Below are 16,374 nucleotides of genomic sequence, written 5' to 3' on the forward strand. Positions count from 1 at the left end.
GTCATAAAATGATTGAGGTATTAATTCAATTTTAATTCTTTAATATCGATGTTTCCATCTGGAGAGATTAAAAAGTATTTTGGTTTTATAATTTCTTTTTCGGTTGGCTTTTGCTCCTCTTGCTTTGGTGTGTATTGTAGTTTTATTTCCATACCTATTTGCACAACAGGCTCGACTATCGAAGTATTTATAACCATATCGTAGTCCTTATAAGAGATAGGATCATAATAATAGGTAGTTTGTTTTTTGGCTGTAGCAATCCCTTTCTTTTTACTAAATGTTTCTAGAGAAGTGCTATTAAAGGCTTGATAATTTTTGTAAAACTCTTTTGGGAAATGACAGTACTTAGTATCTGCAATTGTAGGATGGTATGATGTTATGTCAAAACCCAGATCAGCATAAAACTGTTGTTTTTCTTTTAGAGTTTTCAATATTTCTGTGCGTAGTTGTCTGTATATAGATTGCACATCGTTTATGTAGTAGTCTACTTTTACAAGATTATATATTTCATTGTTTGCACAACTAGAAAGTATTTTCTCAAACTGATTTACTTTGGTAAATTTTATATGAATATTTTGTTGTAACTCAAACCCTTTAGGGACTTCGTTGTATTTTTTACTAAACAGTTTTTTTTCTATTACTGTTTCATAAACTGGAACAAATGAAATAACATCTATGATTACATCTTCGTCTGCAATTCCATTAGTTTGAAGATCCTCTTTTACTTTTGCGATTCTCTCTTTCATTAATGTATTGGTTTCTTGCGATGTTTTTCCAATTTGTACAATATTAAAAATTGCCGTGTAAGAATCTGCAACTATATTATTTAATACTTTGGCATCAATAGTTATTATCGGGTTAGTCACTAGGTCCTTTTGCCTGAATTGTTGTATTTGATCTTCATAGATAGCAGCGTTTGCTAATTCTTCGGTGGCTATTATATTTTGTCTAGAAATTGTTGTTGCGTTTCCTTTGATTTGAGCATTAACAAAAGGGGTAGAGAATATTAAGAAGATATAAATTATATTTTTCATGATTTTAGTTTTCGTAAAACTATGCTGAAGATGATTTTTAAGAAAACTGTAATGAGCAAAAGGAACTTTTGAATGAGGGAAATATCTTTTTTGTGAAAGAAAACCTTATGGATAACCTATTTTGTAAAGGAAAAGATGAAAAAAACAAGCACAAAATAAGGTTTAGAGTGTAAGAGAGTGTTATTAGAATTTGGTTTATGCTTTCAAAAAATTAATAATCATAGTGTCTACTTCGTCAAAAAACAGAGAATGACCAAAATTTTCGGTAGAGATAAAATCTACTCCTTCCCAATTTTCACTAATGGCTTGGGCTTCTTCATATGGAGCAATATCATCGTATTTGTCGTGGATTAGCAAGCCGTTACTCGTTAGGTTTTTAGCAAAATAGGACATGGAGAATTCTTCAAAGTAAAAACCATGTTTGTTTTTGAAATGCTGATTAAGAGCATCCATGAATTTTGGTGAAAGTTTTAATATATCCTGATATCCTTTCATAATTCTTGATAATTCTGAAGGAGGAGCTAACACTACTAGTTTTTCGATTTCTTGATCAGGATAAGTAAATTGATGAAAAATAGTTGTCATTCCACCTACAGAATGTCCTAATACATGATTAGGGCGATATAATTCAACGATTTTTTGAAGACATTTAGTATATAGTGGAACATTTAATATTTTTCCAGAAGAATTACCATGTGCAGGAGCATCAAAGGCTATAATATTATACCCACTTTTTTGTAGTTTTTGGACCAGTGTTTTCCATCGATGAGAATTACTTTCCCATCCATGAACCAGTAAGACAGTTTCTCCTGTGCTCGACCACCTATAGGTCTGCAGGTATACATTGTCTACTAAGATGACTTCATCTTCTGCTTCCTCAAGAAAATATTCTTGTTCAGGTAGTACTTTTCCTTTTCTAGGAGTACAAAAAAGAATATAGGCTTTGTTAATAGCTTTCTTAGGAAAGAAAAAAAATAGGCATTGGATATATTTTCCAATGAGTATGGGTAAGTATTTTTTATATCGTTCTTTCATCATCTCGATGTACTGCTTCTAAGGTGAATGCTGGAAGACAAATGGCTATATACTCGCATTCTTTATCAAAGGGATTAGCATATTGAATTCTGGTGTTTCTTTCTACTTTGATAGATTGTCCGGCTTCTAATATTACTTTTTCTCCTTCTATAGTGATTTGTTTTTTTCCTCGAATAATGTATGTGTACTCATCAAATTCTGGGATCTGAAAAGGTTCACTCCAATACGGAGGAGCGATCATACGGGCAATACTGATCTGCGAATTTTGATCTGATGCCTTTCCAAAATGCTCTTCGATTAATTTTCCATCTGTAGTGAGGACAACAAAAGGGAACTTTTGTATATAATACTTCTTGCTCATTCTCCTGATACCTTAGTTATCATCCCAGGTAATCCAGAAATTTTTGATTTTTGAAACATTAGGTATATCTGATTCTTTTATCTTAATACCTGTGTCTGTAAGTTGAAGATCTCTTGATAATCCTTTTTTGTCAATCGTGAAATATGCTCGAAGGCTTTCTACAAATATTACAGCTGCACTTAGTGTGTTGCTAATTTTTGATATTCTGTAATTGTCTTTAATATCTTTAAAAGTGCCTCCAGGAGACAAGCCTGATATAGTTTTGTATCTAGGATCTATAACTTGAATGCTTTTTATTGTTGATGTAGGTTTATCATCCTCTTTGGCTTCAATGACAAGTAGTTTTGCACCTCCTTTTTCATAAATCTCTATTTCATTTGTATTGCTAAGAAACTGATCATCGGCTTCTCTTTTTACAATAGAATCATTAGCAAAAATAGAGTCTAATTCTCTTATTTGAGTTTCATTAGTCAAATTTCCTATTCTATTATGTGTGATCTCAAAAGGGTCTTGCTTTTTTTCCTTCTGGCAGCTATAAATAAATAATGAAACCAGAATGATTTTAAAGATTGTTTTTGTCATAATTAGCTAATTAAACAAATTATTTTAATAATTTATTAAGTACTCCTAATGCTCCACGAATAAAAGTAGCACTAGTTAATACTTTTATGATTGCTTTTTCTGTAGTACTGGTTCGCCTACCTCTGGAACGTGATCTAGAAGAGCTTTTATCGAGTTTTTCTCTTTCTTTTTTGGCAGCCGCCTTTGCTTCTTCAGCTTCTGCTTTTTCAATTTTTTCATTTAGAAGTTCATAAGCACTTTCTCTATCAATTTCCTTATTGTATTTAGGGATTAATGTAGATTTTTTTAATACAGCTTCAAGTTCATCCTCACTTAAGATATCCATTCTACTCATTGGTGCACGTAGCATAGTAGCTGCTAGTGGTGTAGGACGTCCTTTCTCATCAAGAGCTGATATTAAAGCCTCTCCTATTCCTAGAGAAGTAAGCATTTCTTTAGTGTCGTAGTATTCTGAAATTGGATAGTTTTCTGCAGTAAGTTTAATGGCTTTTCTATCTTTTGCGGTAAAAGCTCTAAGTGCATGTTGAACTTTTAATCCCAATTGGCTTAATACTCCATCGGGAACATCCGTTGGGTTTTGCGTTACAAAATAAAGTCCAACACCTTTTGAGCGTATTAGTTTTACAATGCTTTCAATTTGCCCCATTAGTGCATTCGAAGCTTCTTTAAAGATCAGATGGGCTTCGTCAAGAAAAATAACTAATTCTGGTCTTCCGCTGTCTCCTTGCTCAGGAAAAGTACCATATATTTCTGCAAGTAGACTAAGCATAAACGTCGAAAAAAGTTTAGGCTTATCTTGTATGTCTGTTAACCGAATAATATTAATGATACCTCTGCCGTTTTCATCTATTCTACATAGGTCATCGACCTCAAATGATTTTTCTCCAAAAAACAGATCAGCTCCCTGTTGTTCTAATTCAACTATTTTACGTAAAATAGATCCTGTTGAAGCGGTAGAGATACGACCATAGTCTTTTTCTAATTCTTTTTTGCCTTCTTGAGTTGCAAATTGTAATACTTTCTTTAAATCTTTTAAGTCTAATAACGGTAACTTATTGTCATCGCAATATTTAAAGATAATTGAAATTATTCCAGCTTGTGTTGTAGTTACATCCAAAATTCTAGATAATAGAACAGGACCAAATTCACTAACTGTTGCTCTAAGTCTTACCCCGTCTTGATCAGAAAGGGATAAAATTTCTACCGGAAAATCTTTAGCTTCAAAAGGGATTCCTATTTTTTCATGGCGTTCATCAATCTTAGGGTGACCAGGACTTGCAGCGGCAATTCCACTTAGATCTCCTTTAATATCCATTAATAAGACAGGTATTCCCTGCTCACTTAAGTTTTCTGCAATGACTTGTAGTGTCTTGGTTTTTCCAGTACCTGTAGCACCGGCTATTAATCCATGGCGATTTAGGGTTTTTAAAGGTATTTTTACATGAGCATTGGTAATTGTTTCTCCATTATATATGGCAGAACCCATCGTCAGAAAGTCGCCTTTGGTTGTATACCCCTCATTAATATGATCAAGAAATGCCTGATTATCACTCATAATTTAGATGTAATTTTGCATAAAAATAGGAATCTTAACTTTTCTATAGAAATTATAAGTTACTTTTAATACAAAGTAAACTACAATGCAAACTTTTTATTATTCCTGAGTTATGAAAAAAATAATAATCATTACATGTTTTTTTACACTTTTAATAGGTTGTAAAACAGATTCTTCAAAGGCTATGAATACTGTTGTGTTTCATAAAACTCACGAGCCTAAAAAATCTGGAGCTCCTTTTTCTGATATTGTTCAAGTGGGTAATATGTACTTTTTGTCGGGACAGGTAGGGATGGATCACACTATAAGAAAATTAGTAGAAGGTGGGATAGAAGCAGAAACAAAACAGACTTTAGATAATATTAAGGAGGTTTTGGAACATCATGATATGAAAATGGAAGATGTGGTAAAATGCACTGTAATTTTGAATGATATTGAAGATTTTTCTGCTTTTAATAGAATATATGAGACATATTTCCCTCAAAAACCTGCTCGTACAACCTTTGCAGCAAAAGATCTAGCTGTAGGTGCAGCGATAGAGATTGAATGTATTGCTGTAAAACAGGATAAAATTAGATAGAAATATATGTTTAATGTTTTATAATTTGGTGTTTCGTAACCTCATTTTGGTTAGAAGAGTTTTTCTATTGCAATTATTCTAAAATCATATTTTAATATTATTTACATTTGCAGCCTTATGCAAAAGAGTATACAGAAATTGGTGAATGATGGTAAGATGCTTCCGTTGATGGAAGAATTTTATACCATTCAGGGAGAAGGTTTTCATAAAGGAACAGCGGCATATTTTGTAAGAATTGGTGGTTGTGATGTGGGATGCCACTGGTGTGATGTTAAGGAAAGTTGGGATGCTAATCTACATCCCCCTACAGATACTGATGTTATCGTAGAAAATGCTTTGAAATATAGTAATGTTATTGTTGTTACTGGTGGAGAACCCCTTACATGGGATATGACATTGCTTACAAATGGCCTTAAAAAAGGAGGAGCACAGACGCATATAGAAACATCTGGGGCTTACCCTTTGACCGGAGATTGGGACTGGATTTGTCTTTCTCCGAAAAAAGTGAAACTCCCGAAAGAAGAAGTATATGCAAAAGCAGATGAGTTGAAATGCATTATATATAACAAAAGTGATTTTGAATTCGCCGAGAATCAGGCAAGTAAAGTCTCTGATGATTGTGTACTATATCTTCAACCAGAATGGAGTGTTCGCGAAAAAGTAATTCCTCTTATAGTGGATTATGTTATGAAAAACCCAAAATGGAAAGTATCTCTTCAGACACATAAATATTTAAATATCCCTTAATGACTATATAATGTATGAATGTGGTGTAGGTAATTATTCCATATTTCTTCCAAAACTATACATTTTCCTTAGGATGTTTTTTTAGAATGATAAACGAAAATTACATTTCGTCGAATGTAAATGTTGTTCTAAATATGATTTTTGATCGATGAACGTTTTTTTGAACGATCAGTGCAGATATATGATAAATTTGTAGGTGTAATTAAAAATCAAATAAATATGAAACATTTTAACTCTATTTTCGGACTAAATTTTAACGTACTAATTAGTTTTCTAAAAGATTTACCAGGAGCATCCCGATATGCAATAAATAGATAATAGCTGTAATGTTATGTTGTAGTTTATTATTTTGTTTTTTAGACCTTTAACTAGAGATTGTTTTGATAAGCAGTCTCTTTTTATTTGTAATACGAAAGAAAAAGACTACATGTTTTGTAGGAGGTTGGCTTCTTTTTTGGGTATTAACCCTTTTATTGTTGTTTGAACAAATAAGTAAGAATTTAATAAGGATATAGTTAAAAAATTAATGAATTATCACTAAATTTAAATCCGGATTAATTAAAAAATATTACACAAATGGGAACAACTTTTACTTTTAATGGACTTAATTTTAAAGGTATTATTAAATTCTTAAGAGATCTTCCAAGAGCGTCAGCGTATGTGATGCGTAATTGATCTAAAGTGTTTTGTAAAGATTTTTAAAATTATTTTTAAAACTAAGGAAAGAGACTATTCCCGAAAGGGGAATATTGTCTCTTTTTTTATTTATAATAGAGGGGGATAACAGTGTTTTAAATAGGTAAATTGAAATATTTATGCTGTATTAATTTATCAGTAGCTGTAAAGGAAATGTATAATAATGATTTAGGGCAAAAAAGGGGGAGAAAACCCCTAAAATCCAATCTTTTAATGTAGGAAATTACATCAGCTTGATGTGTTGCGTGACTCTTTTTGGGTTTTATGTCGATTTTCGAGTATTTTATATCTAAAATTTGAATTTGAGAATGTTAATTTTTTCCTCTCTGATAAGTTGAGTATTATCTTTGTATAACAAATTAAAATCAAAAGATTATGAGGCTATTTTTCGGTATTTTGGTTATAGATGTAAAAGCATTTAAGACTTTTTTGAGAGAACTGCCATCGGCTTGTAGTAATGCAATCCATAGGTAAAATTCTTTAAAATTTGTTGAGGGACAATTTTAAGAAGGGGAAAAATAAAGAATAAATTATTTTTTAATTATACTTTAGGAATTGAGGGAAATTACCCCATTATCCTAGTATAAAAAAACAGACTGGTTACGGTTGGATACGCTAGAATTGAGGCTTTTGTGTTCGTTATCGATAAAACCTCAATTTATATCTAAAATATTAAAAAAAATGTGGATATAACGTTATATTGGTGTTATATTTAAGTAATTATTATTAATTTAAAATAAAGGCATATGGGGCTATTTTACACGAAATTTAGATTAACTTTTAGAGTCGTAATGGATTTTCTAAAAGAATTACCTGGAGCATCTGGTCATGCTATCCATAGGTAATATGAAGAACTATCGTATTCTTGTTTGAGGGGACAATATACAGTACAAGAATGATTAGGAAAAAAAGCTTGAAAATTTATTTTCAAGCTTTTTTTTTATGACTTTTTTATAGCATAAAAGGTACTTCTACACGAGTGGTATCCCATCCCATTACCATATGATATCCAGTGTCTACTTTTTTGAAGGCGATAGAAAAAACCTCTAACTCCTCCCCACTAGATACTGGAACGTTAATTCTAGCTATATCTTTGCTTTTGTCATAACTGTAAGCTCCCCAGCTGTCTAGATCAGAATTAATAATAATAGTCCATTCTTTTTCACCAGGAATAGTGAATAATGAGTATGTTCCAGCTTTAACAGTTTGGTCTCCCATTTTTACATCTTTAGAGAACCTGATTTCTGTAGCTTCATCTGCACCGGTTCTCCATACTTTATTATAAGCGGCCAAGCTACCAAAAATTTTACGTTCTTTCTTTTGTGGTCGACTATAGACAACTTTAATATCTGGTTTAGAGCTTCTATCTTTTTTTGCATAAGAAATATCCGTTGGGCTTTTCTGAAGTCCAGCAAATTTTTGAGCACTAACTGTCGAAAGTGTACCCAAAAACATAATAACAATTAATAAGAGTGATTTTTTCATAATGGTGATTTTAATTTTTATGATAGGCGTAAAGATATTCGTGAACTTACAAGTGAAATGTTAATCGAGTCTATAAATTCTGTTAAATGTTATGCATGACAATTTGATAGTATACAGGATAAGATAAACATTGTGTGGTTATATATTTATATGTTATCGATAATTAATTGTTTTAATGTGTAAGGTGTTTTGGGTTTATTGTTTTTATTGTGTAATTATAGGATCACCTTTGACCTATTAAATAACAGAAATATAAAGATATGTGTGGAATTGTTTGTGCTTTTGATTTAAAGCAAGGTTCTGAGGAGTTAAGACCTCAATTACTAGAAATGTCTAAAAAAATTCGCCACAGGGGACCAGATTGGAGTGGGATATATTCGAATGAGAATGCGATAATGGCACATGAAAGGTTGGCGATTGTTGATCCAGTTTCTGGTAAACAACCATTGTTTAGTGCAGATAAAAAGTTGGTGCTTGCCGCTAATGGTGAAATTTATAATCATAGAGAACTTCGCAAACAATTTGAAGGGATATATGATTTCCAAACAGAATCTGATTGTGAGATTATATTAGCGTTATATGAGAAAAAAGGTGCAGATTTTTTGGATGATCTGAGTGGTATCTTTGCTTTTGCATTGTACGATGTTGAAAAAGATGAGTATTTGATATCAAGAGATCATATGGGGATTATTCCATTATATATGGGATGGGATCAGAACGGTACTTTTTATGTTGGTTCAGAATTAAAAGCACTGGAAAGAGTGTGTACTAAGATAGAATTATTTCCTCCAGGACATTATTTATATAGCAAAGATGGAGAGCTGAAGAGATGGTATAAAAGAGATTGGGCAGAGTATAAAGCAGTTCAGGAAAATCAAACCAGTATCGACGAGCTTAGAGACGCTTTAGAGGCAGCCGTTCACAGACAATTAATGTCTGATGTTCCTTATGGAGTGTTGTTGTCCGGTGGTTTGGATTCTTCTGTAACTTCTGCTATTGCTAAGAAATATTCAGAAAAAAGAATAGAATCGGGAGATACTAAGGACGCATGGTGGCCAAAGCTTCATTCTTTTTCTGTAGGTTTAGAGGGGTCACCCGATTTAGAAGCTGCTCAAAAAGTAGCAGATCATATAGGTACAGTTCATCACGAAATCAAATTTACTATTAGAGAAGGTCTTGATGCGATAAAAGATGTGATTTACAACCTGGAGACTTATGATATTACAACTATTAGAGCATCTACTCCAATGTATTTAATGGCTAGAGTTATTAAATCAATGGGAGTGAAGATGGTATTGTCGGGAGAAGGAGCTGATGAGATATTTGGAGGGTACTTATATTTCCATAAAGCACCAAATGCAAAAGAGTTTCATGAAGAAACTGTTCGTAAACTGGATAAGTTGCATATGTATGATTGTTTAAGAGCAAATAAATCACTTGCTGCATGGGGAATAGAAGGAAGAGTGCCGTTTTTGGATAAAGAATTTATGGACGTGGCAATGCGTATTAATCCAGAGGATAAGATGATTAACGGAGAAAGAATGGAAAAATGGGTTATTCGTAAAGCTTTTGAGTCTTATTTACCAGAAAGTGTAGCATGGAGACAAAAAGAGCAATTTTCGGATGGAGTTGGGTATAGTTGGATTGATACCTTAAAAGAAGTTGTAGAAACTGAAGTTACAGATGAACAAATGCAAAATGCACATTTTAGATTTCCAATTCAAACACCTCAGAATAAAGAAGAGTTCTATTATCGTTCTATTTTTGAAGGTCATTTCCCTAGTGATGCAGCAGCGTTAAGTGTTCCGCAAGAGCCGTCAGTAGCATGTAGTACAAAGATCGCTTTAGAATGGGATGAAGCTTTTAAAAATATGAATGACCCAAGTGGAAGAGCTGTTGCTAATGTGCATGAAGAAGCTTATTAACTTGTCTTAGTTTTATGATAAAAATTGTAATTTGAGTTAGCAAAAAAAAGAGTTAATAAAAAATGATAAGACCCTAAGAGAATTTTCTAGGGTCTTATTGAGTTTTTGAATGGATATAAAATCCTTTGAGATTGTTTTTAATTTGTTAATAAGAACTAAAAAATCCTTTGCTAGGATAGATTTGATTTTTTTACCAAAACGTCTAAAAAGATAGGTGAGTAAAGGAGTGTAGATTATATATTTGTATGCTGATAGTGTGTTCATTTCTAAACATTTAATATATAAAGTGTAAAAAATGTTTAAAAATGTTATTTTAATCTTAAATTCAATTTAAGGGCGTTTTTATCGTTTTTAAGAGCATTTTTTTCTTTTCTGGTACTATTCTTAACCAATTGTTGATAACTCTTTAAATCCTCTTTGATAAAACCCTTTGATCCTTTTGCTGTTTTTCTATCTTTGTTTGTTGTCAAAACAAAAAAATAATAAATTAAGGGATATATGAGCGAAGAAGCTAATAAGAAGAACTACTCGGCAGATAGTATTCAGGCACTCGAAGGAATGGAGCATGTGCGCATGCGTCCATCGATGTATATTGGTGATGTTGGATCTCGAGGATTACACCATTTAGTATATGAGGTGGTGGATAATTCAATTGATGAAGCGCTAGCTGGACATTGTGACTCTATAGAGGTAACAATTAATGAGGATAACTCTGTTACTACTCGAGATAATGGTCGAGGTATTCCTGTTGGTATACATAAAAAAGAAGGTGTATCTGCTCTAGAGGTAGTTATGACCAAAATTGGAGCAGGAGGAAAATTTGATAAAGACTCTTATAAAGTTTCAGGAGGTTTGCATGGAGTAGGTGTATCGTGTGTAAATGCACTATCTGATCACTTACATGCTTTTGTTCATAAAGATGGAAAGATTTGGGAGCAGGAATATGAAAAAGGAAAACCATTATACCCTGTTAAATCAACTGGAGATACAGATTTTACCGGTACTATAGTTACTTTTAAACCTGATCCTACTATTTTTCAGCAAACTCTAGAGTATAACTACGATACTTTGGCAAGTCGTTTACGAGAATTGGCATACCTTAATAAAGGTATTACGATTACTTTGACTGATAAAAGACATCAGGACGAAAAAGGAAATGATGTTGAAGAAACTTTCTTCTCTGAAGAGGGGTTGAAAGAGTTTGTAAGATTTCTTGATGCAAGTCGAAGCTCTATTATTGCCGAAGTGATTTCTATGGAAGGGGAGAAAAATAACATCCCTGTAGAAGTAGCAATGATATATAATGATTCATATGCAGAGAATTTACATTCTTATGTGAATAATATTAATACACATGAGGGAGGAACGCATCTTTCTGGTTTTAGAAGAGGGTTGACAGCAACCCTTAAGAAGTATGCAGATGCTTCTGGTATGTTAGATAAGTTAAAATTTGAAATTGCAGGAGATGATTTTCGTGAAGGATTAACAGCGATCATTTCTGTAAAAGTTCAGGAGCCTCAATTTGAAGGTCAAACCAAAACTAAATTAGGGAATAGAGAAGTAACTTCTGCGGTGTCACAGGCAGTTTCTGAGATGTTGGAAAATTATCTGGAAGAAAACCCTAATGATGCAAAAACAATCATTCAGAAAGTGATTTTGGCTGCTCAGGCACGTCATGCTGCTAAAAAAGCACGTGAAATGGTACAGCGTAAATCAGTAATGAGTATTGGTGGCTTACCTGGTAAACTTTCGGATTGTTCAGAGCAAGACCCTGCATTGTGTGAAGTATTTCTGGTAGAGGGAGATTCTGCAGGGGGAACAGCAAAGCAAGGGCGTGACCGAATGTTTCAGGCGATTCTTCCACTTCGTGGTAAGATATTGAATGTAGAAAAAGCAATGCATCATAAAGTTTTTGAAAATGAGGAAATTAAAAATATTTTTACTGCGCTTGGTGTTACCATAGGAACCGAAGAAGATAGTAAAGCATTAAATCTTTCGAAATTAAGATACCACAAAATTGTAATTATGTGTGATGCCGATGTAGATGGTAGTCATATTTCTACATTGATTCTAACATTCTTCTTTCGCTATATGAAAGAGCTAATTGAAGCAGGACACATATATATAGCAGCACCACCACTATATTTAGTGAAAAAAGGAGCAAAAAAACAATATGCGTGGAATGATGATCAGCGAGATCTAATTGTAAAAGAATTTGGTGAAAATTCAAAAATACAACGTTATAAAGGTCTTGGAGAGATGAATGCTGAGCAGTTGTGGGATACTACCATGAATCCTGAATTTAGAACTATGCGCCAGGTTACTATAGATAATCTAACCGAAGCAGATAGAATCTTTTCTATGTTGATGGGAGATGAAGTACCACCACGTAGAGAGTTTATAGAAAAGAATGCTGTATATGCAAATATCGATGCATAAGTAACAAATTATAATAAAGCTTAAAATCCGCTATACTTCTGTGTAGCGGATTTTTTTTATATTGCAGAGCCTATTAAACCCAAATCTTATGAAAAAATATACCGTGTTACTGGCATTACTACTAAGTTATGCTGCCTTTTCACAAACAGATATTGATCAAATTCTGGAAATTGGAATAGAAAATGCTCAAAGGTTTAGTGAGGATTATTTTGCCTCTGCAGGAGAATCTTTGGTGAATACAGTCTCTAATGGTTGGTATAATACGGCTGAAACAAAAAAACTATGGCATTTTGAAGTTGGAATCGTAGGTAATCTTTCCTTTGTTAGAGAAGAAAAACAATCTTTTGTTTTAAATGTTCAGGATTATACAGATTTATCGTTTAGAAATGGGCAAACCAGTCAGATAGTGGCAAATGCATTGGGAGTTAATGAAGGAGATGTTTCCGTTGTTGTAAATCAAGGGCAAATTACAGAAGTAGAAATAGTATTACCTGATGGAATAGGTGATTCTGAGATTAATTCTTTACCAAGTGGGTTTCTTCAAGGATCGCTTGGATTAATTAAGAGCACAGAAATTAAATTACGGTTTTTGCCTAGGATGAAAGCTGTACAAGATGCAGAGATACAATTGTATGGTATTGCGTTTCAACATGAGTTTACTGATTGGGTGTTTCCTTTGAAGAGATGGCCAGTTAGACTTTCGGGATTATTAGGATATACAAATGTAAAAGGCTTTTATGATATTAATTCAGATAGTGGAGTAGCAGGTGCAGATCAAGAAGTGCGTTTAAATACAAATTCTTGGCTTATTACTGGTATTGTGTCAACCAAGTTACCAGTTCTAAATTTTTATGGAGGTTTAGGGTATTATTTTGGTTCTAGTGATGCAGATGTTTTAGGGACATACCAGGTGCAAAATGGACCTTTAATATCTCAAACGTTAACAGATCCTATTAGTGTGAGAAATAAAACAAATGGTGTAAAGGCTACGATAGGAGCAAAAGCGCAATTTGGTATTTTTAGAGCTAATTTAGATTATACGCTACAAAACTATAACAACCTTTCTTTGGGGCTTAATTTTGGCTGGTAATTAACATTCTATTTGTTAATGAATTCGTTAAAGAATTCGTATTTTCGCGAGACAAATAAGTTTAATTATACTCAAAAAAATATACCATGAAAGTTACAGTAGTAGGTGCTGGTGCAGTAGGTGCTAGTTGCGCTGAATACATAGCGATAAAGGATTTTGCTTCAGAAGTAGTAATATTAGATATTAAAGAAGGATTTGCAGAAGGTAAAGCAATGGATCTTATGCAGACAGCATCCTTAAACGGATTTGATACCAAAATTACAGGTACTACAGGAGACTATGCTAAAACTGCAGGCAGTGATGTTGCTGTAATTACTTCTGGGATTCCTCGTAAACCAGGGATGACCCGTGAAGAATTGATCGGAATTAATGCAGGTATTGTTAAAAGCGTATCAGCTAGTTTAATAGAACATTCTCCTAATGCTATTATCATTGTAGTGAGTAATCCAATGGATACAATGACCTATTTAGTTCATAAAACAACCAATCTTCCAAAAAATAGAATTATTGGTATGGGAGGAGCGTTAGATAGTGCTCGTTTCAAATATAGATTAGCAGAAGCTTTAGAAGCTCCGATTTCTGATGTTGATGGAATGGTAATTGGTGGTCATAGTGATAAAGGTATGGTGCCATTAACTAGATTAGCAACAAGAAATAGTGTTCCTGTTTCAGAATTTATTTCTGATGATAGATTAGAACAAGTAGCAGCAGATACCAAAGTAGGAGGGGCTACATTAACCAAGTTGTTAGGAACATCTGCATGGTACGCACCAGGAGCAGCAGTATCAGGATTAGTACAGGCAATAGCTTGTGATCAAAAGAAAATATTCCCTTGTTCTGTCTTGTTAGAAGGAGAATATGGATTAAATGATCTTTGTATTGGTGCACCTGTTGTATTAGGTAAAAATGGAATCGAAAAGATTGTAGAAATAGAACTTAGTGATGCAGAGAAAGCTAAATTAGCCGAAAGCGCAGAAGGAGTAAAGAAAACAAACGGATTGTTAGAGTTAAAGCCTGTTTAATTCATACATTAAATATAAATAACGATAAGAGTTGCCTTTTGGCGGCTCTTGTTGTTTTTGAGCTATACGATATGGGTAAATTACTTTTTAGATTATTGCTAATTCCTTTTCTCTTTTTGAGTTTGTATTCTTGTACTTTTGGTCCTCAACCCGATAAAATTATCAGAGCAACAGTTGAATTTGATGAGGATTTAAAGTTTGGTAATATAGAAGTTGTTGAAATTTTCAAAAAGAGAATAGGTAAGATTTCGAATAATTTTAAAGTAGAAAAGATTGCAAATAGAAATCAGATAATGATTGAATTTGCAACACACTATGATTCTGATAGAGCTAAAAAACTATTGATAACCCAAGGAGATCTTAATTTTTATGAAGCGTACAAAGTTGATGAAATAACACCTTTTTTTGAAGGGATTAACGATTTTTTTAATACGACAAAAGACCAAAATATAAGCCCGATTTTTGATATCACCTCAAACAAAGGACGTAAAGGAGGGGCTGTGCTCCTTACTGCTTTAGAAAAAGATACATTGTTGATTAATGAGTATTTATCTCTTGAGGAGCTAGGAAAAAAACTTCCGACTGAGAGGCGGTTTGTAAAATTTGTATGGGGAAGGAAAGAGAAATATACTAATAGTTTTTCTCTTTATGCCTTAAAGCTTAGTGAGCAATTAAAACCTGCCATTAGAGGAGGGGTTATTGAGCAAGCACGACAAGAATTTAATCAGATGTCAGACCCAACCATAACTTTTAAAATGAATGAAGAAGGATCGAAACAGTGGGAAGATCTTACCGGTAAGGCTTTTAAAAATCATTTTCAAATCGCCATTGTTGTTGATAATGAGGTGTATAGTGCTCCTAGTGTTGCGACTGGTTCAATAAAAGGAGGAATGTCAGAAATAAATGGAGGATTCACTCTAGAGGAAGCACAAGATTTGGCAAATATTTTGAATTCGGGAAGTATTCCGAAAGTAAATATCGTAAGTTTTAATGTTGAAAAATTAAAATAATGGTAAGAACTAATCATTAAATTTTGGTTATCGATCTGTATAAGGAATGGAAATAGAATATTTGTTTCAAGACTTTACAATTGCGGTTTATATTTCTATATTTGCGGGATGAAGAAGAAATGGTACTTCGGCACTTTAATTACTGCATTTGCACTACTTGTTGCAATTAAGCAACAAACCGTTGTACCTAATCAAGAAATAGTTTTAGAGTTTCTTAATGGCGAGCTAAGTTCTCCAGAAGCCCAAAATGCGATAGCAGTTGTCAAAAAACAATTGCAGTCGATAGGAGTAGAGGATACCAAAATATCCAAAGAATTAGGGGATGGTAAGCTCAAAATTACATACTACAGTAATGCCGATGTAGAGGATATAAAAAAACTATTTTCAGAAGGGCAAAATGTAGAGATTGATCATGTTTTTTATGATCAAAATGAAGATGATAATGAATTGCCACTTAGTGAAAACTCAAAAGAATATAGCCTTGATGTATATGAAATCCAAAAAAACACAGATTTTGATACGGATTTTAATGGCAAATATGTTTTAGAAGCTGAACAAAAACATGGAGGTAATTCTAGTTTTAATGTATACAGTTTTGTTGCAGAAACAGATGACACTTTTGGCAGGCTCATAAAAGTAGCACAAAAAGTAAATACAAATATTGCGATAGCAATAGATAATACTTCATATAAAATTCCTGAAGTAAGAGCTGGACCAATCACTTGATTGGATTTGAAAGCTTTTAAGGGAATCCTAAAAAATTAATCACAATTTTTAGAAAAAATCAGAAGGTATTCATAGTGCTAAAAACTA

At 33.0% G+C, this 16,374-nt stretch carries 14 protein-coding genes; 8 read left to right on the top strand and 6 right to left on the bottom strand.

The window, feature by feature from the left end; translation table 11 throughout:
* Positions 1 to 20: 20 nt before the first annotated feature.
* From C1X07_RS16515 to C1X07_RS16535, 5 genes are all read right to left on the bottom strand, one after another.
* Entirely contained in the window at positions 21 to 1,034 is a 1,014-nt protein-coding gene (locus C1X07_RS16515; protein WP_103071144.1) for an SIMPL domain-containing protein, read from the bottom strand.
* A gap of 195 nt (positions 1,035 to 1,229) precedes the next feature.
* Entirely contained in the window at positions 1,230 to 2,072 is an 843-nt protein-coding gene (locus C1X07_RS16520; protein WP_241507274.1) for an alpha/beta hydrolase, read from the bottom strand.
* Positions 2,053 to 2,430: a cupin domain-containing protein gene (locus C1X07_RS16525; RefSeq protein WP_103071145.1), complete on the bottom strand. Its 378-nt coding sequence runs from the start codon at positions 2,428 to 2,430 to the stop codon at positions 2,053 to 2,055. The genes C1X07_RS16520 and C1X07_RS16525 overlap by 20 nt, the downstream gene beginning before the upstream one ends.
* 12 nt (positions 2,431 to 2,442) lie before the next feature.
* On the bottom strand, positions 2,443 to 3,012 hold the full coding sequence (locus C1X07_RS16530; RefSeq protein ID WP_103071146.1) for a hypothetical protein: 570 nt from the start codon (positions 3,010 to 3,012) through the stop codon (positions 2,443 to 2,445).
* 19 nt (positions 3,013 to 3,031) lie between these two features.
* Positions 3,032 to 4,567 carry a helicase HerA-like domain-containing protein gene (locus C1X07_RS16535; RefSeq protein ID WP_103071147.1) on the bottom strand — a complete coding sequence of 512 codons (1,536 nt, stop codon included), beginning with the start codon at positions 4,565 to 4,567 and terminating at the stop codon, positions 3,032 to 3,034.
* Positions 4,568 to 4,679: 112 nt separating this feature from the next.
* On the opposite strand from C1X07_RS16535, the gene C1X07_RS16540 reads away from it, so the two are divergent.
* Both C1X07_RS16540 and C1X07_RS16545 read left to right on the top strand, forming a co-directional pair.
* Positions 4,680 to 5,147, top strand: coding sequence for a RidA family protein (locus C1X07_RS16540; RefSeq protein WP_103071148.1), 468 nt, complete (start codon positions 4,680 to 4,682; stop codon positions 5,145 to 5,147).
* A 117-nt stretch (positions 5,148 to 5,264) separates the two neighbouring features.
* Positions 5,265 to 5,894 carry a 7-carboxy-7-deazaguanine synthase QueE gene (locus C1X07_RS16545; RefSeq protein ID WP_103071149.1) on the top strand — a complete coding sequence of 210 codons (630 nt, stop codon included), beginning with the start codon at positions 5,265 to 5,267 and terminating at the stop codon, positions 5,892 to 5,894.
* Between the two features lie 1,647 nt (positions 5,895 to 7,541).
* On the opposite strand, the gene C1X07_RS16550 is transcribed toward C1X07_RS16545, so the two are convergent.
* Positions 7,542 to 8,075, bottom strand: coding sequence for a DUF2911 domain-containing protein (locus C1X07_RS16550; protein WP_103071150.1), 534 nt, complete (start codon positions 8,073 to 8,075; stop codon positions 7,542 to 7,544).
* Positions 8,076 to 8,335: 260 nt separating this feature from the next.
* Between C1X07_RS16550 and asnB the strand changes: the two genes are divergently transcribed.
* The 6 genes from asnB to C1X07_RS16580 all read left to right on the top strand — a co-directional run bounded on the left by asnB (position 8,336) and on the right by C1X07_RS16580 (position 16,287).
* On the top strand, positions 8,336 to 10,000 hold the full coding sequence (gene asnB, locus C1X07_RS16555; protein ID WP_103071151.1) for an asparagine synthase B: 1,665 nt from the start codon (positions 8,336 to 8,338) through the stop codon (positions 9,998 to 10,000).
* A gap of 498 nt (positions 10,001 to 10,498) precedes the next feature.
* Positions 10,499 to 12,439: a DNA topoisomerase (ATP-hydrolyzing) subunit B gene (gyrB, locus tag C1X07_RS16560; protein WP_103071152.1), complete on the top strand. Its 1,941-nt coding sequence runs from the start codon at positions 10,499 to 10,501 to the stop codon at positions 12,437 to 12,439.
* Between the two features lie 88 nt (positions 12,440 to 12,527).
* Positions 12,528 to 13,529, top strand: a complete 1,002-nt coding sequence (locus tag C1X07_RS16565) for a DUF6588 family protein (RefSeq protein ID WP_103071153.1) — start codon at positions 12,528 to 12,530, stop codon at positions 13,527 to 13,529.
* 86 nt (positions 13,530 to 13,615) lie between these two features.
* A complete protein-coding gene (gene mdh, locus C1X07_RS16570) occupies positions 13,616 to 14,551 on the top strand; it encodes a malate dehydrogenase (protein ID WP_103071154.1) in 936 nt (311 codons plus the stop codon).
* Between the two features lie 71 nt (positions 14,552 to 14,622).
* Positions 14,623 to 15,561, top strand: a complete 939-nt coding sequence (locus tag C1X07_RS16575; protein WP_103071155.1) for a SecDF P1 head subdomain-containing protein — start codon at positions 14,623 to 14,625, stop codon at positions 15,559 to 15,561.
* 108 nt (positions 15,562 to 15,669) lie between these two features.
* The gene (locus C1X07_RS16580) at positions 15,670 to 16,287 is read left to right on the top strand and encodes a hypothetical protein (protein ID WP_103071156.1); all 618 of its coding nucleotides are present in this window, start codon (positions 15,670 to 15,672) and stop codon (positions 16,285 to 16,287) included.
* Positions 16,288 to 16,374 lie beyond the last annotated feature (87 nt).

Origin of the sequence: Aquimarina sediminis (genome assembly GCF_002895435.1) — a bacterium.
GTDB lineage: Bacteria > Bacteroidota > Bacteroidia > Flavobacteriales > Flavobacteriaceae > Aquimarina > Aquimarina sediminis.